Source organism: Actinoplanes teichomyceticus ATCC 31121, assembly GCF_003711105.1.
Lineage (GTDB): Bacteria > Actinomycetota > Actinomycetes > Mycobacteriales > Micromonosporaceae > Actinoplanes > Actinoplanes teichomyceticus.
On record NZ_CP023865.1, the window covers coordinates 879,294 to 903,229 of the forward strand.

Sequence of the window (23,936 nt, forward strand, 5' to 3'; positions counted from 1 at the left end):
ACGATCAGCCGTTACACCACTGCCGGGGACTTGACCGTGCTGGCCGCTTGCTTCTGCTCCTGGCGGTACGATCGATATAGGATTCTGCCCGCCTGCCGGGCATGCTATGAGAGGTACAGGACTGTGGCTGAGCTGACCGAGCCGGGGCCTGGCGCGCCGCGCGGCTCACGGTACGCAGATCAGCGGCCGTACGTCGTCATCGAGGAATTCGGTGAACTGGACGGGCCGATCACGGGTCAGGTCGTGCTCAGCCGACGGCTCGACTGGTCCGGGCGTGCGCGATACGACCTCGACAACCCGCGCCGACTCGCCAGCATGTACGAAACCGTTCTGCGCGAGGCGACAACCGCCGAGGATCTTCAGCTCTGGCTGAGCGGTCCAACGCTCCTGCGCCTTTGGAGCAGCCTGGTCCTTCCGCCGCAGGTGCGACTCGCTTGGGAGGCGAAGCATCCGGTGCTCGCCGCAGTCCGCAGGGCCGCCGCGTAGTGCCACACGAGACAGAGCCGCTGCACCTCGTGCTCGCCGAGATCGGTCTACGGGCGGGCGGTCCGTTTGGTTTCGCCCTGGCCGGAGGTCATGCCGTCGCTGCGCACGGCATCATCGACAGGCCGAGTGAGGACGTCGACCTTTTCGCCGACTGGCAACGGCGTGCTGATTTTCCTACGGCTGTTGATGCGGTCATCGCCGCCTTCGAAAGCGAGGGGTTCGGTGTTGTGGTCGATCTCCGCTTAGAGACATTTGCCCGGCTGCACGTTAGTCAGGCCGCCGATCCGGGCCAGCAACATCGAGTCGAACTTGTTGCCAACTGGCGCGCTCAGCCGCCCGTTGAGATGCAGATCGGTCCGGTCCTGCACCCCGATGACGTGATGGCGGGCAAGATGGACGCCTTGTACAACCGGGCCGCCGCGCGGGATTTCATCGACATCGACGCCGCTATAACTCGGGGCCGGTATACGCCGAAGCAGCTGTGCAACCTGGCGTCGGAGGCCGACGCCGGATTCGATCGGCAGTATTTCGCGCAGATGCTCGGTGCGATCAACCGTTTCGACGATCAAGACTTCATCGACTACGGGCTCGAACCCGACCAAGTTGCGGCGATGCGCGAACGTTTCCGGACCTGGCAGGCCGAACTGCAGACCTCGCCGCAGTGACCGAAGCAGGGGGTCTAATCGGCTCAGCTGATGGCGATCGTGCTGGTTGTTGTTGATCGCTGCTGGATGGATTTGAATCGCACTGCGTCGATGGACGAGTTCGCGGAGGTGGGCTGAACGCGCTGATGGCCACGCCGACGTTCTGGGCAAATCCTGGGCGAGGAGTGCTGCGAGCGACGTTTTAGCAGCTCAGGCCATATGTGGTCCAAGATCACCCAGATCTACGAGGGCACGAACCAGGTGCAGCGAATCGTCATGGCCCGGCAGCTCCTGAAGGGCTAGAAACAGCCCCGGGCGATGTGCCTGACCCGTCGGCACACCGCCCGGGGCTGGATCGCACTATCGGCGGTACCAGGTGCGGGTGCCGGTGTACGCGATGTTGCCGAGCTTGTCGTACGCGCAGACCCGTACCTTCATGGTTTTCTTCTGCTTGTCGGTGTTGACGCGCAGCACGTAGCCGGCGGTCTTGTCCGTCGCGACCACCTTGCCGTTCACGCTCAGCTCGATCCGTGCGATGCCGGAGGCGTCCGACGCCTTCACCGTGACCTGGACGGTGCCCTTGACCTTCGCCTTGTCGCCCGGCGCCTTGGTGATCGAGAGCGAGGGCGCCTTGTTGTCGGCGATCACGGTCCGGGTGTAGCTGCGGGTGTTGCCGAGCCGGTCGGTCAGCTTCCAGACGAGCTTGACGTTGCCGCTGCTCTGACCGGTGGCGACCTTCTTCGAGTATCCGGCGCCGAGGTATTTCCCGTTCGCCCACAGTTCGGCCTTGGCCACGCCGGAGGCGTCGTTCACCGCGGTGAGCGAGGTGGTGAAGGTGCCACGGACGCGGGTGTTCTGCTTCGGGTTCACGGTCGCGGCCGGGCCGTCGTTGTCGACCACCACGGTCTGGGTGAACCGGCTGCGGTAGCCGTCCTTGTCGGTGGCTTCCACCACGAGCCGGCCGCCGCTCGGTGCCACGGTGGCGGACCAATCGCTGCCCGCCCGCTTCATCGCTACGCCGTTGACCTCGGCGGAGGCGACGTCGGCCGCACCGCGGAAGACGACCTCGACCGAGCCCCGGACGCGCGCGCCGGCCGCCGGAGACACGATGCTGCCCGCCGGACCGGCCGTGTCGACCCGGACCGTCGTGGTCGCACTGCTGCTCCTACCGGCGACGTCGACCGCCCGGAGGGTGAGGGCGATCCGGCCGTTGAAGTTCTCCGGAGGCGACCAGTTCATGCTCTGCCAGGGGTTCCACCGCGTCGCGACCTTGTCCCCGCCGACGTAGAGCTCCATGCGGGTGACGGCGGTGTCGTCGACGGCCGAGGGCCGGAACGACATCACGTCGGTGATCAACTGGTCGGTGGTGAGGCCGGTCGAGGTGATCTCCGGGTCCGCGGAGTCCTGGCCGGTCAGCGAGTACACCGCGGTCCCCGCGTTCAGCAGCGGCAGGCTGACGCCGTCGGTCGTGGTGGTGTCGGTGATCGCCTTGCGCACCTCGGCGGCCGTGACTCCGGGCCTGGAGGCGAACGCCAGGGCGACGGTGCCGGCCACCACCGCGGTCGAGCCCTCCACGCCCGCGAGCACCTTCGACTCGTTGTTGTGATCCACCGCGGGCACGCCCTCGGCGGCGGCCACGTCGATCCACCTGTCGGTCTCGGTGTTGTGGTTGCCGCGCATGGTGTCCTGGCCGGAGGTGGTCACGGCACTCACCGCCAGCACGTCGTCGAAGCCGGCCGGGAAGACGCGTCTGCCCTGGTGTGCATCCGTGCTGGCCGACGCCACCATCAGTACACCCCGCTCGGTGGCGTACCGGACCGCTTCCCTGATCAGGGTGGTGTCGAAGTGCAGGTACGCCGTCGTGGTGATGACCTGGGCGCCGTTGTCGGTGGCCCAGACGATGCCCCGGGCGAGGCTGTCGGAGAGCGACTGGGTGGTGTCGCTCTCCAGGGTGAGCCGGATCGGCATGATCTTGCAGCTTGAGCAGATGCCGGAGTCTCCGGCGATGATGCCGGCGGCCATCGTCCCGCGCCCGGTCAGATCAGTGGTCCTTCTGTAGATCTCGGTGGCGTCGTAGCCGGCCACCACCCGCTCCGCCGGCAGCTCCTGGTTCGGCGTGACACCGTTGCCGATCACGGCCACGGTCACCGGGGCGCTGCCGGAACGGACCCGCGGTAGCCGGACGATGTCCAGCTCACTGCCGTCCAGCGTGTGCGCCGCCGGCGGGAACTGGTACGCCAACTCCTCCTTCTCCGCGTACCGGACCTGCGGGTCGGCCCGCAGGGCGTCCAGCAACTTGTCGTAGCCGAGGCCGTACTTGTCCGGCTCGTAGTAGAGGTTGGCCTGCACGGCGTTCAGCTGGGCGATCGTCTCGATCGAGCCGTAGAACTCGACGTTCAGGCGCTCAAACAGCGCGGCGGCGTCCACACCGGGGGCGAGCCCGACGGTGAAGGGCATCCAACGCTTCTCACTTGCGGCGGCCGCCGGAGTGGCGACCGTGGTGGTCGCGCCGGTCAGCAGCAGGGCAGCAAGTGACAAGGAAAGTACGCGCAAGAGATGGCCCCCGTAGCCATGGATGGTCAGCGCCCCATGGTATCGATCTCTGTCAGCGACACCACACCCGCGTCGCTGTGTGGGCGAGATTGCCGCCGCACCCTGCGGACGGACCGCGGCCCGGCTCACCGCGACCCGCCACCGATCGCTCACGCTGCTCCGGAGACGGACCCGATCCTGCGACCCGCCCTCTCCGGCAACCGGCACCGTGAGGCGCACCGGCGCATGGCCTCGATCCAGGGCGGTGAGGACTTGATCAGGGTCTCGCCGAGGGCGGTCAATTCATGGTGCATCTCATTGGCGTGGCGCCGGCTCTGCACGAGGCCCGCGTCACGCAGGATCGACAGGTGGCGGCTGGCCGTGGATGCCGAGATGGCCGAGCACTCGCTGACCCTGGTCGTCGTGTGCCGCTTCTGCAGGATGTACAGGATCGCGGCGCGGGTGCGGCCCACCAGGTGCTGCAAGGAATGCGGCCGGTCCGCTCCGGGCGCGATGTCATGACCCGTCGCGATGGACTGTGCGGCCGACGTCATCGGGCACACCACTGTGGTGTGCCCGTGCTCGGTGTCGGTCATCATGATCTGCTCCTGGCAGAAGGCCGACGGAATGATCGTCACGTCGTTGCCGGCGGTCCCGGCCGAACGCGTCGTGCGCGGCGCCGCGGGAGTGATCCCCCTGAGAAGGCGTGAGATCGCTTCCGAGCCCTGCGAGCGCAGGATCCGGTCGTATTCCGCCCGTTCGTAGTCGAGGGCCGCGACCAGGGCGGCCGCGTGCGGCTCGATCACTGCTTGGTAATAATTCTGGAACGGATTTTCCCCGGCGTCGTGGTCTTCGGTGGAAATGCCGCCGCGGCAGCAGTGCCGATCCGGAAGAAGGCCTCCGGTCATCGACGCAACCGTCTTGATCGCCGAGCTGAGCGGATGTGCTTCCAGGATGCTCTTCAGCGACGCGACATCCGAGTGCGCCGCAGAATTGCGTAGACGTGAGACGGCGCGGGCCTGCCAGCGGCGCATGACGGAGGGCGTGCCGGTCCGTATCAGATCGTAGCTGAGCACCAATTCCACGGCCATCACGGGCTCTCGAGCGACAAGGACGACGGAATTGTTGGAAAAACTGGATGCGAATGTCATTGATTTCCCCCGATCGCAATGACGGGCCGCAAAGTTCACGCGGCTCGGAACATCCGTCCGAGTCAACCTACCAGGGGGAGAGGGTGAATGGCTTTCCGGTGAAAAATGGCGGAGGGTAATGGCCACGTAGCGTGCAATTAACAGTCTGACTGGTCCCGCTTCGCCCGGGTTGGGTCAACTGACCGTGATCTATGTGAGCTGCTCCACATGGCGATCGCCGGCCGGCGTACGGCGCCCGGACCGCCGGGCCGGGCGGGCCGGCTGCCGTCCGGAGACCCTCCGGTCGTCGGCAAGGCGCGCGCGTCCCCGGTCATGCGGCCGACGATGTCCGCGACCCGTCGGCCGGGGTCGCGGACATCTCGACGAGGCGACGTTCAGCCGGCCCCGGTCGGTGGGGTCACCACGGGGCGGTCACCGTGATCTCGAGCGCATCGTGATCGGTGTAGTAGGTGGGCCAGACCTTGGACGACATCCCCGTGAAGTGGGACGACACCATCACGTGCTGCACGTCCCCGTCACCCTTGCGGGTCCACCCGGAAGGGACGCACTTCTGTACGTTCTCCGGGTCCGCGGTGTCGTACTCCATGTTGAGGTCGCCGCTGATGATCGCCGGAACGGAGCTCTCCCCGTAGAGGGCCTGCATCGCCGGCAGCTTCTGCTTGCTCAGCTGGTTGCACTGGTTGAGCGCGGTGGGTTCGTCGGTGCTCAGGTGGGTCACGCAGCCGTAGAAGTCGGCGAACCTGGCGCAGCCGTACACCCGCTGCTCCGACGTGCTGTTCTGCGCGCTGTAGACGCCCCGGTCGTTCATGTATGCGTAATTGTTGTTGACGAGAATGGCGCTACCGTAGTCCGCCCCGTTCGTGCATTTCACGGTGGTGTTCGCGTCTGCGTTCCAGGCGGCCGTGAAATGGGTGGCCGGATAGTCGGGGTAGCTGCCGTTCTGGGCGATGTCGAGTTCCTGACCCCGGCAGATCTCGTTGATGAAAACCGCGGTCGGAAGGTGCTCGGCGATGAGCACCTTGGCCTCGTCGACGGCCCGTTCTCCGGAGTAGCAGCCGGCCTTGCCGCTGTTGCAGATGTTCATCTGCAGGATCCTGATCGTTCTTGCGGCCTGCGCCGGAGCCGCGAGGAATGCTGTCCCGATGATCGAGACCGTGGCAACGACGAGAAGGTGCCGAATTCTGGCATAGGTCAGCCAGCCGCGACGTGCGTGAATCAAAATGGACCTCTTCCGGGCTCGTGATGCGACGCCGACATCCGTGGCGGCAATCGACGTTTGCCGCCGGAACGATCTGTCGTTGGATATCGGCGGCGGCGGATGCCACGAGTCTTGTTCCGGGAGGGCCTCTAGATCAAGAATCTTCGATGTGCGGCCAAAGTCCCTGCCCAGACGCCGCGGCCTGCGCGGCGACGTCGTCAGGCGGGGTGCGGCGTCGGCCGGAGGTCTCGACGCGGCGCCGCGGCCGCGCCGGCCACCGCGGACCCCGCGCGGCGCCTGCCGCCTGTCAGCCGCGTGCCCGGGTCCGGCACCAGCTGAGCCGGCGCCCGCGGCGCGGAGGGGGTGCGGACCGGCGAATCCGGAGAGCGGTCGTGGCGTCGTCGCGCCCGCCCCCGGCGATCCGGCGCGGAGCCCGGCGGCGCCTCAGTCGACGTGCCGGAACCGGTGCTGCGGGACGCCGGCCGCCGTCAGCAGTTCGGCGAGACCCGCCGAGGAGTGTTCGAAGAAGACGGCGACCTGGTGGTCGTCGCCGATGTTGCAGGCGGCGGCAAGGGTACCGAGATTGATGGGGTCGAGCCCCTGGACGTCGGCCATGTCCAGGACCAGGCGCAACGGCCTGATGTGGCGGATCGCCTGCACCAGGGTGCGGCGCAGCCCGACGGCGTCGGTGGCGTCGAGGGCCCCGTGCGGATGAATGACGAGAGTGCCGTCGGTGCTGGTGGTGACGTCGACCGTGCTGGTCGTCATCGCTTTACCTTCCGTTACCCGGTGTTTCTCCGAGTCGCAAGGCTAGGGGCTGGGTCGCGCCTTGGCGAGGTCCGCTGAGGAAAGTTCACCCGGTCACCGCCTGGCCGTCGGGGCACCTTCGAGTACGAATGCGGCAAACTGGCCGGACGGCCTGTTGAACACTGGGCGAACGATGCGCTGCCGATCCCGGCCCACCCCGCGGGGAGCCGGCGCCGCCGCTTATCGGAAGACGTCTATTCGCCTGGTTCTCGCGTGCTGTCCGCCTGCCGTTGCGCCACGGGCGCGATATTGACCGCTGTGGACCGAAGGAACCTGCTGCGCGCCGCCCTGGCCGCGCCCGCCGTACCGATCACGGTGGCCGCCGCCGACTCCGCCCCGGCCGCCGCATCCACCCACCGCTTCGACCGCACCAGCCCGCGGTTCGCGCTGGCCGTGCTGCCCGACACCCAGTATCTGTTCGACGCCGACAGCAGCGACCCGGCGCCGCTGCGAGCCACCTTCCGCTACCTGCTGCAGGAGTGCGCCGAGGACAACGTCGCGTTCCTGACGCATCTGGGCGACGTCACCGAGCACGGCACCGAGCCGGAGATCGCGCTGGCCGGGTCGACGTTCGCCGCCATCGACGGGAGGCTGCCGTACAGCGTGCTGGCCGGTAACCACGACGTCGGCTCCGGGACGACCGACCAGCGCGGCGGCACCCCGTACCTGTCGACCTTCGGCCCGCAGCGGCTGCGCCGGGCGAGCAGCTTCCTCGACGCCTCCCCGGACGGCTACAACAGCGCGCACCGGATCAGCGCCGCCGGCCGGCAATGGCTGATCCTGGCCCTGGACTGGCGCATCTCCGACGCCGGCCTGGCCTGGGCGCGCGATCTGCTGGACGCCCATCCGGCGCTGCCGGCCATCGTCACCACCCACGACCTGGCCTACGCCGACGAGCAGGGCGAGGCGCACCTGTCCGGGCACGGCCAGCGGCTCTGGGACGGCCTGATCCGCGACCACGACCAGATCTTCCTGACCCTCAACGGCCACTACTGGCCGCCCGGCCGGACCGTGCTGCGCAACGCCGCCGGGCACGACGTGCACGTGCACGTCGCCAACTATCAGGACCGCTACTACGGCGGCGCCGGCATGATCCGGCTCTACCACGTCGACCTGGTGCGCAACCGGATCGACGTGGAGACGTTCGCGCCGTGGTTCCTGGCCCGCGACCCGCGGGCGCGTACCCCGCTGGAGGCGGAGAGCATCGAGCTGACCGGCGACACCGACCGGTTCAGCCTGGAGATCGACTTCGCGCGGCGCTTCGCCGGGTTCGCGCCGCCGGCGCTTCCGGCGCCCCGGCCGGCGGCCCGGGTGGTGGACCGGCACACCGCCGCCTACTGGCGGTTCGACGCCGCGGACCAGGCGGTCACCGACGGCGCGGTGGTGACCGACCGGTCCGGCAAGGGCAACCACCTCACCGTACGCCGGCTGGCCGGCAGCGGAGCCGACGCGCTCACCCTCGCGGCCGACCACCACCCGGGTGCCCCGGCGCACGCCAGCCTCCGCTTCGACGGCGCGGCCGGCCGCGGCGCCCTGCTGCAGACCGCCGCGGACGCCCCGCTGAACAGCATGACCTTCCTGGACGGTTACACCTTCGAGGTGTTCCTCAAACTGCCCGAGCCGTTCGTCGGCAACCACGCCTGGATGGGCGTGTTCAGCTGGGAGGGGCGCAGCGGCGACGCCGGCAAGCACAGCGGCTGGTCCCCGCTGGAGCCCACCTGCAGCCTGAACGTCTCACCGGAACGATTCCTGCAGTACGTGCTGTACAGCCACGACGGCGACCACAACCCGACCTCGTGGAGCCACGCGCTGCCGGTCGGCGTCTGGCACCACGTGGCGATCGTCAACGACGGCCGGCGCAGCATCGTCTGGGTGAACGGCTCGCGGATCGCCCGCAACCCCACCCGGCCGGCGCACGGCGTGGCGACCGTGGGCCGCCCGTTCACCCTCGGCGGCACCTCGTTCGACCTCCGGTACGACCAGGGTTTCTACGGCTGGATCGGCGACACCCGCATCACCAGCCGGCCGTTGCGTCCGGAACAGTTCCTGCCGGACCGGCACTTCCGGTAGGCGTGCCCCGGGCTCCCGGACCGTCCACGCGGCCCCGGTGGCCTGCCGTCCGGTGACCGGCGCACCGCCGGAGGGCCATGCGTCGTATCCACCATGCCGCGGAGGTGAGATCGGTGGCGATTTCGGTCCTGGTCGACTGGCTCAGCGCCCAGCAGGGCGTCAGCAGCCTCGTCGCCGCGCTCGTGCTGGCCGTCGGGCTCACCGCGTTCAACCAGGTGCAGGCCCGGCGTAAGCGGGTGCTGTCGTTCCGGGTGCGGTTCAACTCCCCGCTGGGCTTCAGCCCGGCGTACGCCCGGCTGGTCGCGCGGGTGATGGATCAGGAGAACACGCACATCGCCGAGCCGGCCCTGGTGGTGGCGAGGGTCAAGAACGTGGGCCGTACGGCGATCTCCAGGCGGGACTACAAGACCCTCGAACTGCAGTTCCCGCAGCGCCGTACCATCGCGGCGGGTCTGACCGAGGCGAAGCCGGAGGCGCTCAGCAGGGAGTTCGACAGTTTCACGTGGCAGCTCGGCCGGTCGTCGCTCGAACTGCCGCGCGTGGACCTGAACCCGAACGAGGAGTACAAGGTCGTCGTCCTGCTCTCCAACGAGGGCGCCGGGCAGAACCCGCCGGCGAAGGCGATCGGGCGGCTGTCCGAGGGCGGCCTGGTCACCCAGGCCGACACGCCCCGGACCAGGCGTACCACGATCGTCGGCGCCGCGGTGAGCACCCTGCTGGCGGGCGCGCTCGTGACCACGCTGCTGTTCGCCGGCTCGGAGAAGAAGGCGGGCACCACGGCCGGCGCGCCGGTCTGCGCCTCCGGCGAGCTGACCGTGGAGGGCTCCAGCGCGTTCGCCGGGATCGCCGCCCACCTGGCCGAGCAGTACATGACCTACTGCGACGACGCGAAGATCACCGTGGTCGCGGCGGGCAGCTTCGAGGGTCTCGATCACCTCCAGAACATCGCGCCCGAGCAGCGGCCACGTCGGCTCGCCCTGGCGGACGGCAAGTTCATCGGCTTCACCGATCTGGTGCCCAGCCGCGGCCTCGCCGTCGTCCCGTACAGCGTGGTGGTCAACAACGGCGTCGCGGTCAGCGACATCCCGGCCGGCGCCCTGGCGCGGATCTTCCGGGGCGAGGTGGCCGACTGGCGCGACGTCGCGGCCTCGGTGGACTCGGCGCCGATCCGGGTGGTGGCCCGCGACGACCGCTCGGGCAGCCGGCGGGCGCTGGAGACGTACGTGCTCAAGGGCCGCCAGGCGGGTGCCACCAGTGACTCCTGCGATGTGCTGCGGGAGGGCGTCGCCCGGTCCCAGCCGATCATCTGCGAGCAGACGACGACCAGCGACGTGCTGGTCAAGGTACGCACCCGCCCGGGCGCCGTCGGGTACGTGGACACGCCGAACGCGCTGCTGACTCCGGGGGTGAAGCAGGTGCGCATCGGTGGGCAGGCGGCCACGATCGACGACATCCGGGCCGGCTACCCGTTCTGGACCGTGGAGTACCTGTACAGCTACGGCGACCTCGACAGGACCGACCCGCTGACCCGCTCGTTCGCCAACTATCTGGTCGCCGCCGAGGCGCGCTCCATGATCGCCGCGCAGCAGTACGCCCCCTGCGTCCGCACCGACGGCACGCCCGAACCGCTGTGCACGACCCCGCGGGACTGACCGGACGGCGGACGCGTATCCGGCTGTTCACCGCCGGCTCATGTGCCCGCCCGGCGCGCCGTCGCGTCGACGCCTCTCGATGGGAGGCTCCGGGGACAGGAGCGGATCAGGGGATTCCGCCGGGATGCGGCTGCCGAGGGCGTACAGGCCGCGCTGATCGGTCCGGCCGGCCGCGGCGCTTCCCGGTGTCGGGAAGGTGTGGCCGCCCGTTCACCCACCGCACCCGCCGGCATCATCTGCGCCCGGTCGAATCCTCTCAAGCACACTGAGGAGGATCGATGGATCGGCGAACGATGCTACGTACCACGGTGGTCGGCGCCTCGGCGATGGCGCTGCCGTTCACCGCATGGTCGGCTGCCTACGGCGCCCCGGCGCAGAACGGCCCCGGGCCGTACGGCGCCCTGCTGGCGGCCGACGCGAACGGCATCCAGCTGCCGCCCGGCTTCACCAGCCAGGTGGTGGCCCGCTCCGGCCAGGTGGTGCCCGGCACCAGCTACGTCTGGCACCAGGCGCCGGACGGCGGAGCCGTCATCCCGAACGGTACGGGCTGGGTCTACGTCTCCAACTCCGAGGTGGCCGCGTCGGCCGGCGGCGGCGCGTCGCGCATCCTCTTCTCCGCCAGCGGGGCGGTGGTCGGCGCCTCCCGGATCCTGTCCGGAACCAATCAGAACTGTGCCGGCGGGAAGACCCCGTGGAACACCTGGCTGTCCTGCGAGGAGGTGGCGCTGGGCCGGGTCTACGAGACCTATCCGCTCGGCGGGACGGCGATCGTCCGCCCGGCGATGGGCCGGTTCAAGCACGAGGCCGCGGCGGCCGACCCGGTACGCAAGGTGATCTATCTGACCGAGGACGAGACCGACGGCAAGTTCTACCGCTTCATCCCCACCACCTGGGGTGACCTGTCCTCGGGCCGGCTGCAGGTGCTGCGTGCCGGCAGCGCCACATCCGGCTCCTTCACCTGGGCGGACGTGCCCGACCCGGACGGGTCGCCGACCGTCACCCGCAGTCAGGTCAGCGGCGCGAAGTCGTTCAACGGCGGCGAGGGCTGTCACTACGCCTCGGACCGGGTCTGGTTCACCACCAAGGGCGACAACCGGGTCTGGCAGCTCAACCTGCTCACCAGCACCTACGAGCTGGCCTACGACGACTCGCTGGTCAGCCCGGGCGCCGCCCCGCTGACCGGCGTCGACAACATCACCGGGTCCACGGCGGGGGATCTGTACGTCGCCGAGGACGGCGGGACCATGGACATCTGCATGATCACGCCGCAGGGGACGGTCTCGACGTTCCTGCGCGTCACCGGCCAGAGCGGTTCGGAGATCACCGGGCCGGCGTTCACCCCGGCCGGCGACCGGCTGTACTTCTCGTCGCAGCGCGGCACCTCCGGCACCTCGGCCGGCGGCATCACCTACTGCGTCACCGGCCCGTTCCGGGTCTGAGACGCCACGTCGCCGCGCCCGCGTGCCGCGACCCGGATCGGCGCGCCGGCGCCGCCCCGGGATCGCGGCCCGGGCGCCGGCCCGCACCGCGTACACGCGTCGCTGAACTTCGACGAGGCGGCCGGAGCGAAGCGCCCGGCCGCCGGTCGTGGTGCCGCATTTTTCTCCGAGATGGCGTCGGTCGGTGGCGGACGTTCGCTGCGGATTTCCACCGATCCCGGCGGGGCGACCTCGGGTCCGCCGGCAGTCGTCGGCTGCTGTTGGCAGCCGGCGCCTGCGCCGCGCCGTCACGACCGGATGCTTCCGTGTTTTTACGAAAGTGTGTACGCAATATATACGGCTATATATACGGACCCCTTCTAGGGTGGCTTCAGACCACTTCTCAAGGAGGTTCTCATGTCCCGCAAGCTCGCCGAATTCGGTGACCGGATGCTGTCGCGACTGGTTCCGGGCATCAAGGCGCAGGCCGCCACCTGCATCCGCGCGCCGCAGTACGACGACAGCTGCAACTCCTACATGCTCGGCTACAAGTGCACCAACGACGGTGTCTACAGCTACTACACCTGCAAGTACTCCTGATCGAAGCAGATTGAGGCGCCGGCATGGTCTATCTGACGATCGGGTGCCGGTGCCTGATCGCGGTGGTATTCCTGGCCGCGGCGGCCGGCAAGATACGGAATCGGCGTGCGTACGCCGCTTTCGTGGCCGCCACGGCCAGGTTTCTGCCCACGTGGTTGCCGCTTGCGGTGAAGCGGGTGGCCGGGACGCGGGCCGGCATCCATGGGGTGTCGGCCGGCGTCCTCGCCGTCGAGCTGGCCATTCCCGCGCTGCTGGCGGTGCCGGCCGCGGCCCCGGCCGGCTTCGCTCTCGCCGCGGTGGTGCTGGCCGGCTTCATCGTGGCCATCGGCGCGGTGCTGGCGCGGGACGAGCGGATCGTCTGCGCCTGTTTCGCCACGTCCACGGCGCCGGTGGGCCCGCAGCACCTGGTCCGCAACGGCGTGCTCCTCGCGGCGGCGGTGAGCGGGCTCGCCCTGCCGGCGTCCTCCGGCGCCGATCCGGTGGGCGCGCTGCTGGCGGTGGTGGCGGCGGCCGTCGGCGCGACCCTATTGATCTTCACCGACGATCTCGTCGAATTGTTCCGCTGAACGACTGGGAGTTTCTTGCGATGCCGTACCTGATCGCCGCGGTCGTGCTCGTGGGGATTCTCTGCGTGCTTGATCTCATTCTTTCCCTGGGCGTGATCCGTCGCCTCCGAATCCATAACGAACTCATCACCAAATTGATGTCCGGCGAGGCGACATCGGTGGCGATGATGATGCCGGTGGGAGATAGCGCCGAGCCGTTCACGGCGATCACCGACGCTGACGGAATGGTTACCGAGAAGTCTCTGCCGGGCCGTAATCTGGTCGGATTCTTCCTTGAGGACTGCACCGGTTGCCAACAGTTGCTGCCGGATTTCCTGGCCGCGGCGGCACGCTTTCCCGGTGGCCGTGAGCGGGTGCTCGCCGTCGTCGTGCACACCTCCGGCGAGGAGAAGATCGCTGACTACCGCGGCCGGCTGGCCCCGGTTGCCCGGGTCGTCGTGGAGGGCGCCGACCAGGGGATCGGTGCGGCCATGAAGGTCCGCGGCTTCCCGGCATTCGGCCTGCTCGACGACGGGCGGCTGCTGGCGAGCGGACCGGAGATCCTGCGGGCCACCGCGCCGGCCGTGGGCTGAGCGGGCATGGACGTGTCGTCGGGTTCCCGGTCCGCGCGGCTGCGCACCCTGCTGGGCGGGTTGCGACATGCGGTGCGGCTGGGCTGGCAGGCCGGTCCCGGACTGGTCGTCGGCGTGGCGCTGTGCACGGTCGCGGCGGCGGTCATGCCGGTCGCGGCGGCCTGGCTGACCAAACTGTCGCTGGAACTGATCACCCACCCGGGCGGGGATCCCCGGCGGCTGCTCACCGTCGGCGCCGGGCTGGTCGCCGTCGGCCTGGCCACGGCCCTGCTGCCGCTGGCGGCCCGGTACCTGCGCGGACAGTTCACGCGTGAGGTCGGTGCGCTGGCGCAGGACGGCCTGTTCGGGGCCGCCGAACGGTTCACCGGTCTGAGCCGGTTCGAGGATCCGGTCTTTCTCGACCGGCTGCGGCTCGCCCAGTATTCCGGCTGCCACGCCCCCGGCAACCTGCTCGGTGGCGTGCTGACCGTGGCCGCCGGTGCGCTCACGCTCGCCGGATTCCTCGGCTCGCTGTTCGCGCTCAACGCCGGGATGGCGGTGCTGGTCGCGATGTCCGCGGTGCCGGCACTGGCCGGGCAGCTGCGGGTGTCGCGCCGCCGGGCCGCGACGACCTGGGAGGTCGGGCCGTACGAGCGGCGCGAGCACTTCTACCAGGAGGTGCTGACGAGCGTGCAGGCCGCCAAGGAGCTGCGCCTGTTCGCCGCCGGCGGGTACCTGCGGAACCTGATGAACGACAACCGCCGCCGGGCCAACGCGCACTACCTGCGTACCGATCGGCGGGAACTGCGTACGCAGATCTCCCTGGCGATGCTGTCGGCGGTGATCGCCGCGGCCGGGCTCGGCTGGGCGTTGCACGCGGCATGGCAGGGGCGGATCTCGGTCGGCGACGTGTCGCTGTTCGTCGCGGCCACCGCCGGGGTGCAGTCGACCTTGACCTCGTTGATCACCGAGATCGCGAACGGGCACCAGCAGCTGACGCTCTTCGAGCACTACCGCACCGTCGTCGACAGTCCCGCCGACCTGCCCGTCGCGTCGCCGGCCGCGCCGGTCGGGCCGTTGCGCGGTGGGATCGAGTTCCGCGACGTGTGGTTCCGCTACGCTCCGGACCAGCCGTGGGTGTTGCGCGGCCTGAACCTGACCATCCGCCCCGGCCGGTCGACGGCGCTGGTCGGCGTCAACGGCGCGGGCAAGTCCACCATCGCCAAACTGCTGTGCCGGTTCTACGACCCGCAGCGCGGCTCGATCACCTGGGACGGCGCCGACCTGCGCGAGCTCGATCCGGCCGCGTTGCGCGAGCGGATCGGCGCGGTGTTCCAGGACTTCATGCACTACGACCTCAGCGCTGCCGAGAACATCGGCCTGGGCAGTCTGGACGCGCTGACCGACCGGGAACGGCTGGAGCACGCCGCCCGGCTCGCCGGTGTGCACGAGACCCTGCGGGACCTGCCCGACGGGTACGACACGCTGCTGTCCCGGGTCTTCTTCCAGGGTGACGCGGTGAACGCGCGGCTCGGCGTGTCGCTGTCCGGCGGCCAGTGGCAGCGCGTCGCCCTGGCACGGGCGCTGGTGCGGGGTGAGCGTGACCTGCTGCTGCTGGACGAGCCGAGCTCGGGCCTGGACCCGCGGGCCGAGTACGAGATCCACAAGGCGTTGCTGCGGCATCGGTCGGACCGGACCAGCGTCCTGATCTCGCACCGGCTCGGGGCCGTCCGCGACGCCGACGTGCTGGTGGTGCTCGACGACGGGCAGGTCGCCGAGCAGGGCACGCACGTCGACCTGATGGCGCTGGACGGCCGGTACGCCCGGCTCTTCCGGATGCAGGCGGAGGGATACCAGGGGGACCCGTTGAACGTCGTGACGACCGGAAAGGGGTGAGGCGTGCTCGCGGCCTGGGGTGTCGGGGCGGCCGGCTGCGGTGCCCTCCTGCTTCTGCTGGTGGTCGCGCTGCTGGCCGTGCGGCGCCGGGTCACCGTCGTCGACGTCTGCGGCGTCAGTATGCAGCCCACCCTGCAACCGGGCGAGCGGGTCCTGGCCCGGCGCGTACCGGCCGGGCGGCTGCGCGCCGGGGACATCGTGGTCTACCAGGTCACCGAGCTGCTGACCCGCGCGTCGGCGCCGGAGCGCCGGTACGGCCGCTCGTGGCGGATAAAGCGGGTGGCGGCCGTGCCCGGCGAGCCGGTGCCGGAGCCGATCGCCGAAGCGACCGGCTCCGTGGCCGGCGCCGTGGTCCCGGACCGGGTCATTCTCGTGCTGGGGGACAACGCGGCGCGCAGCGTCGACTCCCGGCACACCGGCCCGGTCCCGTGGGCGGACGTGTACGGCGTCGTGTGGCGCAAGCTCAGCGTCCCGCCGGCCGCGCGGCAACCGCGCCCGGCGGGTACCCACCGGGAGCCGGTGGCTGGTCCACCGTCGTGACCCACCAGGCCGCCGGTGCGCAGGAGCCCAGTCGGGGATCACGGTGCAGAACCATCTGATGCAGCCCGGTGAGATACGGTCCCGGCTCGATCCCCAGGCGCCGCGCGATTCCCGCGCGGGCCTGACCGTACGCGCCGAGCGCCCCGGCCACGTCGCCGAGCCGGTACAGCGCCAGGATCAGCGGGCCCCAGGTGCGTTCCCGGTCCGGATGGTCGGCGAGCATGGCGCGCGCGGCTGACACCACCAGGGCGTCCTCGCCCCGGGCGAGCAGCGCGCCCAGTCTCTCCTCGGCCACCGCCAGCCGGCGTTCCTCCAGCGCGGTGAGCAGCGGCTCGATGGTCGGCACCCGGGGGACGTTCTCCGCCGGCTCCCCGTGCCAGAGCGCCAGGGCCCGGTCGAGCAGCGGGATCGCCTCCCCGGCACGGCCGTCGCGCAGTGCGGCGCGAGCCTGCTCGGCCAGCGCGTGGAACACGTCGACGTCCAGCTCGCCCGGGTCCAGGCGGAGCCGGTAGCGGGCGCGCCCCGAGGTGAGGCGGTCGTCGCCGTCCGGTGCGGCCGTCCGCATCGCACAGCGCACGCGTGCCGCGTACCCGCGCAGGTTGACCCGGGCCGAGGGCGGCGCGGTGTCACCCCAGACCGCCGCGGTGAGCCGGTCGAGCGAGACCCACTGGTTGGCGTGCAGGGCGAGCGCGGTCAGGACGGCCGCGACCTTCGGCCCGCCGAGCGGCACGTCCGCGTCGTGGACCGTCAGGCTCACCGGCCCGAGCAGCCGCAGCGAGAAGGCGTGCGGGCGGTCCGCGCCGGCGCGATCCGGAGGCTCCGCCGGGGGCGGGCACTCGGGTGGTCTCCCTGGGTCTTCAAGCACTGTGTCTCCCCGTACCGCAGTGATGAACATGTGATCGAATGGCGTGACCCGGAGTCGATCTTCAAGATCATATATTTTCCGTGCGAAGGACTACAAACAATCTTTAAAGGGAATTAATGTACGTTTTTCTATGTCAACCGTCCTATTAGGACAGGCCGTCGGTACCGTCGGTGTCCGGTGGGGTGAGGCCGCCATCAGGGGCCGGTCGCTGCCCGCCGTGGACCCGCCGATCCGCGACCGTGCGATGGAGCGGCGCGCGCAGCCCTGCGGCGGGTCCCGGCCGGCGGCGCCGGGGCCGGGTCACGCGGCTGCGGGCCCCGGAGGCCCGCGCCGGATCAGGAAGCCGGGCTTCCGGTGGTTCCGGGGCGCAGCGCCGGCAGGACGACGGCGCCGCGTTCCGTGGCCGCGGCCGGCGCCTCGCTCAGCGGGCCGGTGACCGCGGTGTCCGGTCCGGCGCCGGGGAGCGGTCGCCGGCGGCCGGCCGCGCGGCCGGCACGGGCAGGCTCACCAGCAGCAGGAACGAACCCAGCACGAGACTGTTGCGCAGCAGGAAGTCGCGCGGCTCGGTGGCCGGTTCGGCCTCCCGACTGCCCCAGGTGACGAACGAGACCACGCCCCAGAACAGCACGCCGTACGAGGCCACCAGGCCGCCCCGGAGCAGCCTCCGGCGCCACCCGGCGACCGCGTGCGCGTGCTCGGCCAGCAGGATCAGCGCCGGGACGAACCAGTAGACGTGGTGTGGCCAGGTGATCGGGCTGACCAACCCGGCGGTCAGCCCGACCAGGGTGACCCCGAGCAGGTCGTGCCCGCCACGGTGGGCCCGGACGGCGCGGCGCAGGCCGATCACCGCCACCGTCGCGGCCAGCGCCGCCCAGAGGAGCCGGCTGGGCGGCTCCGGCGCGGTGACCCGGCTGAGCAGACCGTTGATGGACTGGTTCGCGGTGTAGAAGGTGTGGCCGACCCGGCTGGTGTCCCAGAACGCGGTGGTCCAGTAGAACCAGGACTCCCCGGGGGCCACGGCCGCGGCCAGTCCGGTCGCGCCCGCGGCCGTCGCCGCGGAGACGGCGAAGGGCCGCCAGCGGCGGGTGACCGCCAGGTAGACGATGAAGATCGCCGGGACCAGCTTGATCGCCGCCGCGATGCCGATGCCGATGCCGGCGTACGCGCGCCCCCGGGGAACGGCGTGGCAGAAGTCGAACAGCACCATCGCGACCAGGAGGATGTTGATCTGCCCGAGCGTCAGGTTCTCCCGGATCGGCTCGATGACCAGCAGCAGGGGAACCGCCGCGCCGGTGAGCCACCAGGAGGCCGCCCGCCCCGCCGCCGGCCGCGCGTCCCGGTGGATCCGGTAGGTCGTCCAGACCAGCAGGGCGACGGTCACCGCGGTGAGGGCGACCGCCACCACCGGGAAGGGGACCGCCGCCATCGGCAGCATGAGCAGGGCGGCGAAGGGCGTGTAGGTGAAGTAGAGGGCGCCCTGGATCTCGTCCGGCCGGGCGTAGTCGTACAGCTCGTGACCGTCCGCCCACCAGGTCATCGCGTCGTAGTAGATGTGCAGGTCGAAATAGTCGTGCCGGTTGCCGTACCAGGCGTAGAAGAGGATCGCGGAGAGCGCCAGGGCGGCACACGTGGCGATGCGCCGGGCCGTCCGCGGACGTCTCCGGACCGTGTCGTCGATGGCGATGTCCGTTCCCCCTGCGTTGCGCACCCGTGTCCGGCCCGGCCTGCGTCAGCCCCGGCCGGTGGGCCGGGTGACCGGGCCGCCCGCGGCGAGCCGGGGCACCGGGCCGCCCGGGGCCGCCGGGTGACCGGGCCGCCCGCAGAAAGCCGGGGCCACCGGGCCCGGAGCGGGCCGGGGCACCGGGCCGCCCGGAGGAACGATACGCGGCGCCGGGCGGAGTCCGGCGGAACCGGGCGGACGCACGCCGGCGGTCACCGGCCGCCCGGCACGAACCCCGGGTCCGGGCCACCGTGCTCGGCCCAGACGTGACCGCCTTCGACGCTGATCCCGGGCGTCCCCGCGAGCATCCGGCCCGGGTCGGCCAGGCCGGCGAGGCAGCGGAGCAGGTCCGCGCTCAGCTCGCCGGCCGCCGTCGCCAGGTCGTCCTCCTCGTCGGACCAGTCGATGTCCGCCCGGCGCAGCTGCTCGACGGCCGCGCCGGTGACCGCGCCGGAGTCCTCGACGGTGACCGTCAGGCGACAGTAGACCTGCACGGTGATGGGTTGCGGCGACGTCATGTGGTGATGGTCGCATCGCGGCGGCGCGGGCGTGCCATCGCCTCGGCCGCGGCTACGCCGGTCGGCCCGCGCCGCCCAGGTCGGCGGCCATCCGCCGGTGCACGTGCCGGATCAGGGCGGCCAGGTCGGCGCAGTAGACCGAGGGATTGCGGAAGCCGCCGGGGGAGCGGTAGCGGTGCGCGTAGTGGCCGCCCCCGCAGACCCGGTGCAGCGGGCAGTCCCGGCAGGTGTCGCACAGCGCGGCCGCGCCGATCTGCCGGGCCACCACACCGGGATGGCCGAGCACCGCGTCGAAGTCGTCGCCGAAGACGGTCCGCCCGGTGGCGCAGGCCCCGGGGTACGCCGACTTGAGCGAGTCGGACAGCTCGATCGTGCCGTCGGTCTCGACCACCACCACCGCGACCGGGCTCAGGCCGACCTGCTCGGACCGGCTGGAACCACCCAGGACCAGCGCCATCACGTCCTCGAAGAGCCGGATCGAGGTCTCCTGGCGGGGCGCGTCGTACCAGCGGTCGAAGACGGCGATGAGCCAGTCGGCGCAGTGCCGGTCCGGGGGCGAGTCCCAGTTCGCGTGCGGCAGGAGCAGGTCGATGGCGGGCGGCCGGTAGCGCAGCAGCGCCTCGTAGCAGGCGAGCGGATCGGTGGCCGGGTCGATCGTGCACAGCAGCCCGGCGAACAGGCCGGCGTGCTCGGGCGCGGTCAGCAGGCGCAGCCCCCGGTCGACGTCGGCGGAGCTGCCCCGGCCGTCCCCGCGGCGCCGGCGCTGGTCGTTGGCGGCGGCGGTGCCGTCCAGGCTGACCCCCACCCGGACCCCGTGCCCGCGGAAGACCTCGACGGCGGCCCGGTCGAGCAACGTCCCGTTGGTCTGGATCAGCACGTCCAGGCGGCGCCCGGCCGGGAACGCGGCCCGGAAGTCGGTGATCAGCTCGTCCAGCCGGGCCGCCCCGGCCAGCAGCGGCTCACCGCCGTGCAGCACCAGGCGCATCCCGGCCAGGTCGTGCGCGTCGGCGTGGGCGGCCATCCGGGTGGCGGCGCGCAGCCAGGTGTCCCGCGGCATGACCGTCGGGCGGTCCCGCCAGGACTGGTCGGCCATCGTGTAGACGTAGCAGTAGTCGCAGGCGAGGTTGCAGCGCTGGTGGACCTTGAGCACCACGTCCCGAAACGGCGTGGGGCGCCAGCCGCCGCGCCGCAGCGCGCCCACGTCCAGCGTCCGGTCCGGCCAGGAGACCGCGGACGGCGTGCTCATCCAGTCCCCTCCCGGCCGGCCATGTCCGCCTCCATGATGCCGAGGCGGCCCGCCGCCGGGCCCACCCGGCCGTACTCTCCCGTCCCGGAGGCGGCACGGCAGCGCCCGGAGGCGGCCGGGGAGCGCCCGGGGAGCGGCCGGGGAGCGCCCGGGAAGCGGCCGGGGAGCGCCCGGGAAGCGGCCGGGGAGCGCCCGGAAAGTGGCCGGGGAGCGGGACGGCCGGCACCCGTGGGCACCGGCCGTCCCGCTCCCCGGGCGGGTCACTTCTTGGTGACGACGACCTTCTTGCCGGCGGCCTTGATCGTGTAGGTCACCTTCAGACCGGTCCACGGGTTCTTCGCGCTGATCCGCACCCCGCCGGTGATGTCGGTGACGGTCACGACCTTGACCTTGGCGGTCCGGTTGAACGTCGCCACGTCCCGCTTCACGACCTTGCGCAGCACGGAGACCTTGACGGTGTGCTTGTTCGCCGCGGTCCGCACGTCGGCCGCGCCGCGCTTGGCGAGCTTGCGTACGTCGGCGGCGAGGTCGACGTACGCGAGCGCCTTGGTGAGGGTGCCGCTGCCGACGGTCTGCGCGGTGGTCGGCAGGGTGATCCGCTGCGCGCCGTACCGCCAGGTGTAGGTCGCGTCGAGGTAGCCCTCGTAGTTGATCCGGGCGCCGGTCAGCACGCCGGCCGCACTGATCTGGTAGGTGTAGGAGCCCTCCTCGCCGTCGTCGTACCGGTAGGTGACCGACCTGTCGTCGTGCACCGTCCGGGTGCCCGCGTGCTCGATGTCGTCGGTCAGCACGACGGCCGGGTCGGCGCTGTTGACCCGGGCCCACGAGGTGACGTTCAGGGTGGTCTTCGGGGTGAAGACGAACGTCGCTCCCGGCTTGCGGATCATCTTGACCGCGGCCCTCTGCTTGGCCGTGGTCAGCGTCTCGTAGATGCCCCGGTTGGCCACCGCGTAGGTGGTCTCGCGCAGGCCCGGAACGGCGGCCTTCACCGACGCCCGGCCGCCGACCGGGTCGGTGACGAACGACGCGGACCCGGACTCGCCGCCGCCGGTCATCCGGAAGTCGCCCGCCCAGCCCTTGGCCTCGGCGGCCCGGGTGGTGCCGGCCGCCGCCTTGAGCGCCTGCGCCATCTGGGTCGCGGTGAGCGTGGTGGTGGTGTCGGCGGCGAACGCGGCGCCGGGCGCGACCAGCACGCCGGCCGTGACCGAAGCGGTGGCCAGCAGCAGCGCGGGCCGAAGAATGCGGAGCACCAGGGGGTGTCCTTCCACTGTCGTGAGTCATCGACGATACGTCACCGTCACGACGATGACGGGCAGCACGATAACCCAGCCGGAGGCAGGCACGGCAGGGGCGTTCCGGCCTTTTTCGATCATGCTGACGGGTGGTGGCCGGACCCGATCCGGCCCGCGGCGGACCCGGCTGCTTGGATGGTGCCGATGGCCAGGACCTTGCGGATCAGCACCCGGAACGCCACCTTCCAGCAGTGGCAGGCGCTGCTGACCAATCGCGCCAAGCGGCACCGGGCCGGTGAGTTCGTGGTCCAGGGGGTCCGCCCGATCACCCTGGCCGTCGAGCACGGCTGGCCGGTGCGCGCGCTGCTGATCGACGACCGGCGGCGGCTCTCCCGGTGGAGCCGCGACGTGCTGGAACGGGCGGGCGAGGCGGACCGGTTCGCGCTCGCCGGCGAGCTGATGCACGAGCTGGGCGGCAAGGACGAGGAGTCCCCCGAACTGCTCGCCGTGGTCGGGATGCCGGCCGACGACCTGTCCCGGATCCCGACCGGCCCGGACATGCTCACCCTGGTCTTCGACCGGCCGGCCACGCCGGCGAACATCGGCGCCCTGGTCCGGTCGGCCGACGCGTTCGGGGCCTCCGGCCTGGTGGTCACCGGGCACGCCGCCGACCCGTATGACCCGAAGGCCGTGCGGGCCAGCACCGGATCGCTGTTCGCGCTGCCCGTGGTGCAGGTGTCCAGCCACCGCGAGGTGGTCGACGAGGTGATCGCGCTGCGCCGCGGCGGGCTGCCGGTGGAGATCCTCGGCAGCGACGAGGGCGGCGACGTCGAGCTGGCCGAGCACGATCTCACCGGACCGAAAGTGATCGCGATCGGCAACGAGACCCGGGGGCTGAGCGGCGCCTGGCGGGCGGCCTGCGACCGGATCCTGCGCATCCCGATGGCCGGCGCGGCCAGCTCGCTGAACGCCGCCGCGGCCGGCTCGGTCGTCCTCTACGAGGCCGCCCGGCAACGCGGCCTCGCCGCCCGCTCGCGGTAGCCGCGCCACCGCCGGGGAACGGAGCCTGCGGCGGATCCCGCCGCTGCGGCTGGTCGCCGGCCGACCGGCCCGCGCCCTCGATGTGCGGGCGCCCGGGTGTCGCAGAGCGCCCCGCCGGGTCGGCCGGACAGCGAGCCTGGTCTATGCTCTGCGTGTGAAACAGGGCGATGAAACAAGAGTCACGGTCCGCGATCTCGCAGCCCGCACCGGTCTCTCCATCGCCACCGTCTCCCGGGTGCTGAACGACCGGGCGAACGTCGCGCCGGACACCCGCGACCGGGTGCTGCGGGCGATGCACAGCCTGGGGTCGCGAGCGCCGCGCCGCCGCGGTGTCCGGGCCCAGGCGGCCGGCGTCTTCGTCCGCTGCCCGTACGTCCTGACCGACTACTTCGGGCTGATCGTCTCCGCGGTGGCCGAGGCCCTCGAACCGCACGGGTTGCACGTGATCCTTAACGCCGGCACCGCCGCGCAGCAGGCCCGGGTGCTGCCCACCCTGCCGGAGCGGCGCGACGTGGCCGGCGCGGTGCTGATCCTGCCCCCGGAGCCGGGCGCCGAGCTGGTCCGGCTGCGCGACCGAGGCTTCCCGTTCGTGCTGGTGGACCCGCGGATCTCGCCGCCCCGGGACGTCGCCGCGGTGTCCGCCGCGCACTTCGCCGGCGCCCGGGCGCTGACCGCCCACCTGATCGAGCTGGGGCACCGCCGGATCGGCATCATCGGCGGGCCGCGGGACTGGCTGGCCAGCGACAACCGCTTCCACGGCTACCTCGCGCCGCTGGCCGACGCGGGGGTGCTGGCCGATCCGGGCCTGACCCGGTTCGTCGCCGAGCCGACCACCGAGCTGGGCTACCGGGCCGCCGCCGAGCTGCTGGACCTGGCGCGGCGGCCGACCGCGCTGCTGGCCTTCAACGACAAGATGGCGATCGGCGCGCTGCGGGCGGCCGCCGAGCGGGGGCTGCGGGTGCCCGCCGACCTGTCGGTGGCCGGGTTCGACGACATCGAACTCGGCTCGGCCTGCCAGCCGATGCTGACCACGGTGCGCCAGCCGCTCGGCGAGATGGGGCGGATGGCGGTGCACCTGCTGCTGCGGATGCTGGGCGGGCACCGGCTGGACGCGTTGCACCTGGAGCTGGCCACCGAGTTGGTGGTGCGCGACTCGACCGGCCCGGCACCGGCTTGACGTGTTTCACGGTTCCGGAACCGAAA

Annotated in this window: 21 protein-coding genes and 1 pseudogene; 13 read left to right on the forward strand and 9 right to left on the reverse strand. The window is 71.3% G+C overall.

Annotated elements, in window-relative coordinates; genetic code table 11:
* Nucleotides 1-123 precede the first annotated feature (123 nt).
* The 3 genes and pseudogenes from ACTEI_RS04055 to ACTEI_RS39275 all read left to right on the forward strand — a co-directional run.
* Nucleotides 124-486 (forward strand): hypothetical protein, encoded by a 363-nt coding sequence (locus ACTEI_RS04055; protein WP_122981902.1) that lies wholly within the window; start codon nt 124-126, stop codon nt 484-486.
* Nucleotides 486-1,151 carry a nucleotidyl transferase AbiEii/AbiGii toxin family protein gene (locus ACTEI_RS04060; RefSeq protein ID WP_122976410.1) on the forward strand — a complete coding sequence of 222 codons (666 nt, stop codon included), beginning with the start codon at nt 486-488 and terminating at the stop codon, nt 1,149-1,151. The genes ACTEI_RS04055 and ACTEI_RS04060 overlap by 1 nt, the downstream gene beginning before the upstream one ends.
* A gap of 204 nt (nt 1,152-1,355) precedes the next feature.
* Nucleotides 1,356-1,433, forward strand: a pseudogene (locus ACTEI_RS39275) (hypothetical protein); the annotation flags it as partial.
* Nucleotides 1,434-1,490: 57 nt separating this feature from the next.
* Here ACTEI_RS39275 and ACTEI_RS04070 read toward each other — a convergent pair.
* The 4 genes from ACTEI_RS04070 to ACTEI_RS04085 form a co-directional block, all read right to left on the reverse strand.
* Nucleotides 1,491-3,587 (reverse strand): Ig-like domain-containing protein, encoded by a 2,097-nt coding sequence (locus tag ACTEI_RS04070; protein WP_122976412.1) that lies wholly within the window; start codon nt 3,585-3,587, stop codon nt 1,491-1,493.
* Nucleotides 3,588-3,832: 245 nt separating this feature from the next.
* Nucleotides 3,833-4,813 carry a winged helix-turn-helix domain-containing protein gene (locus ACTEI_RS04075; RefSeq protein ID WP_122976413.1) on the reverse strand — a complete coding sequence of 327 codons (981 nt, stop codon included), beginning with the start codon at nt 4,811-4,813 and terminating at the stop codon, nt 3,833-3,835.
* Between the two features lie 397 nt (nt 4,814-5,210).
* Nucleotides 5,211-5,897 (reverse strand): hypothetical protein, encoded by a 687-nt coding sequence (locus ACTEI_RS04080; RefSeq protein WP_122976414.1) that lies wholly within the window; start codon nt 5,895-5,897, stop codon nt 5,211-5,213.
* A gap of 558 nt (nt 5,898-6,455) precedes the next feature.
* A complete protein-coding gene (locus ACTEI_RS04085) occupies nt 6,456-6,779 on the reverse strand; it encodes an STAS domain-containing protein (protein WP_122976415.1) in 324 nt (107 codons plus the stop codon).
* A 297-nt stretch (nt 6,780-7,076) separates the two neighbouring features.
* Between ACTEI_RS04085 and ACTEI_RS04090 the strand changes: the two genes are divergently transcribed.
* The 8 genes from ACTEI_RS04090 (at nt 7,077) to ACTEI_RS04125 (ending at nt 16,111) form a co-directional block, all read left to right on the forward strand.
* Complete coding sequence (locus tag ACTEI_RS04090) at nt 7,077-8,888, forward strand: LamG-like jellyroll fold domain-containing protein (protein ID WP_122976416.1); 1,812 nt, start codon at nt 7,077-7,079, stop codon at nt 8,886-8,888.
* Nucleotides 8,889-9,001: 113 nt separating this feature from the next.
* Nucleotides 9,002-10,540: a PstS family phosphate ABC transporter substrate-binding protein gene (locus ACTEI_RS04095; RefSeq protein ID WP_164465829.1), complete on the forward strand. Its 1,539-nt coding sequence runs from the start codon at nt 9,002-9,004 to the stop codon at nt 10,538-10,540.
* Nucleotides 10,541-10,818: 278 nt separating this feature from the next.
* The gene (locus tag ACTEI_RS04100) at nt 10,819-11,979 is read left to right on the forward strand and encodes an alkaline phosphatase PhoX (protein WP_122976418.1); all 1,161 of its coding nucleotides are present in this window, start codon (nt 10,819-10,821) and stop codon (nt 11,977-11,979) included.
* A gap of 396 nt (nt 11,980-12,375) precedes the next feature.
* Complete coding sequence (locus tag ACTEI_RS04105; RefSeq protein WP_122976419.1) at nt 12,376-12,558, forward strand: hypothetical protein; 183 nt, start codon at nt 12,376-12,378, stop codon at nt 12,556-12,558.
* 23 nt (nt 12,559-12,581) lie between these two features.
* Entirely contained in the window at nt 12,582-13,124 is a 543-nt protein-coding gene (locus ACTEI_RS04110; RefSeq protein WP_122976420.1) for a MauE/DoxX family redox-associated membrane protein, read from the forward strand.
* 20 nt (nt 13,125-13,144) lie between these two features.
* Entirely contained in the window at nt 13,145-13,696 is a 552-nt protein-coding gene (locus ACTEI_RS04115) for a thioredoxin domain-containing protein (protein ID WP_122976421.1), read from the forward strand.
* Nucleotides 13,697-13,702: 6 nt separating this feature from the next.
* Nucleotides 13,703-15,571 (forward strand): ABC transporter ATP-binding protein, encoded by a 1,869-nt coding sequence (locus ACTEI_RS04120; protein ID WP_122976422.1) that lies wholly within the window; start codon nt 13,703-13,705, stop codon nt 15,569-15,571.
* A gap of 3 nt (nt 15,572-15,574) precedes the next feature.
* Nucleotides 15,575-16,111 (forward strand): S26 family signal peptidase, encoded by a 537-nt coding sequence (locus tag ACTEI_RS04125; protein ID WP_122976423.1) that lies wholly within the window; start codon nt 15,575-15,577, stop codon nt 16,109-16,111.
* Here ACTEI_RS04125 and ACTEI_RS04130 read toward each other — a convergent pair.
* The 5 genes from ACTEI_RS04130 to ACTEI_RS04150 form a co-directional block, all read right to left on the reverse strand.
* Nucleotides 16,035-16,976, reverse strand: a complete 942-nt coding sequence (locus ACTEI_RS04130) for an AfsR/SARP family transcriptional regulator (protein WP_164465830.1) — start codon at nt 16,974-16,976, stop codon at nt 16,035-16,037. The two genes, ACTEI_RS04125 and ACTEI_RS04130, sit on opposite strands and share 77 nt — an antisense overlap.
* Nucleotides 16,977-17,397: 421 nt before the next feature.
* Complete coding sequence (locus tag ACTEI_RS04135) at nt 17,398-18,684, reverse strand: glycosyltransferase 87 family protein (protein WP_239082291.1); 1,287 nt, start codon at nt 18,682-18,684, stop codon at nt 17,398-17,400.
* 224 nt (nt 18,685-18,908) lie between these two features.
* Nucleotides 18,909-19,214 carry a hypothetical protein gene (locus tag ACTEI_RS04140; protein WP_122976425.1) on the reverse strand — a complete coding sequence of 102 codons (306 nt, stop codon included), beginning with the start codon at nt 19,212-19,214 and terminating at the stop codon, nt 18,909-18,911.
* A 52-nt stretch (nt 19,215-19,266) separates the two neighbouring features.
* Complete coding sequence (locus tag ACTEI_RS04145; protein ID WP_122976426.1) at nt 19,267-20,460, reverse strand: FxsB family cyclophane-forming radical SAM/SPASM peptide maturase; 1,194 nt, start codon at nt 20,458-20,460, stop codon at nt 19,267-19,269.
* A 260-nt stretch (nt 20,461-20,720) separates the two neighbouring features.
* The gene (locus ACTEI_RS04150; RefSeq protein ID WP_122976427.1) at nt 20,721-21,710 is read right to left on the reverse strand and encodes a hypothetical protein; all 990 of its coding nucleotides are present in this window, start codon (nt 21,708-21,710) and stop codon (nt 20,721-20,723) included.
* Between the two features lie 186 nt (nt 21,711-21,896).
* On the opposite strand from ACTEI_RS04150, the gene ACTEI_RS04155 reads away from it, so the two are divergent.
* Entirely contained in the window at nt 21,897-22,733 is an 837-nt protein-coding gene (locus tag ACTEI_RS04155; protein WP_122981904.1) for a TrmH family RNA methyltransferase, read from the forward strand.
* Nucleotides 22,734-22,887: 154 nt separating this feature from the next.
* On the forward strand, nt 22,888-23,910 hold the full coding sequence (locus ACTEI_RS04160; protein WP_122976428.1) for a LacI family DNA-binding transcriptional regulator: 1,023 nt from the start codon (nt 22,888-22,890) through the stop codon (nt 23,908-23,910).
* The last annotated feature ends 26 nt before the right edge of the window (nt 23,911-23,936 follow it).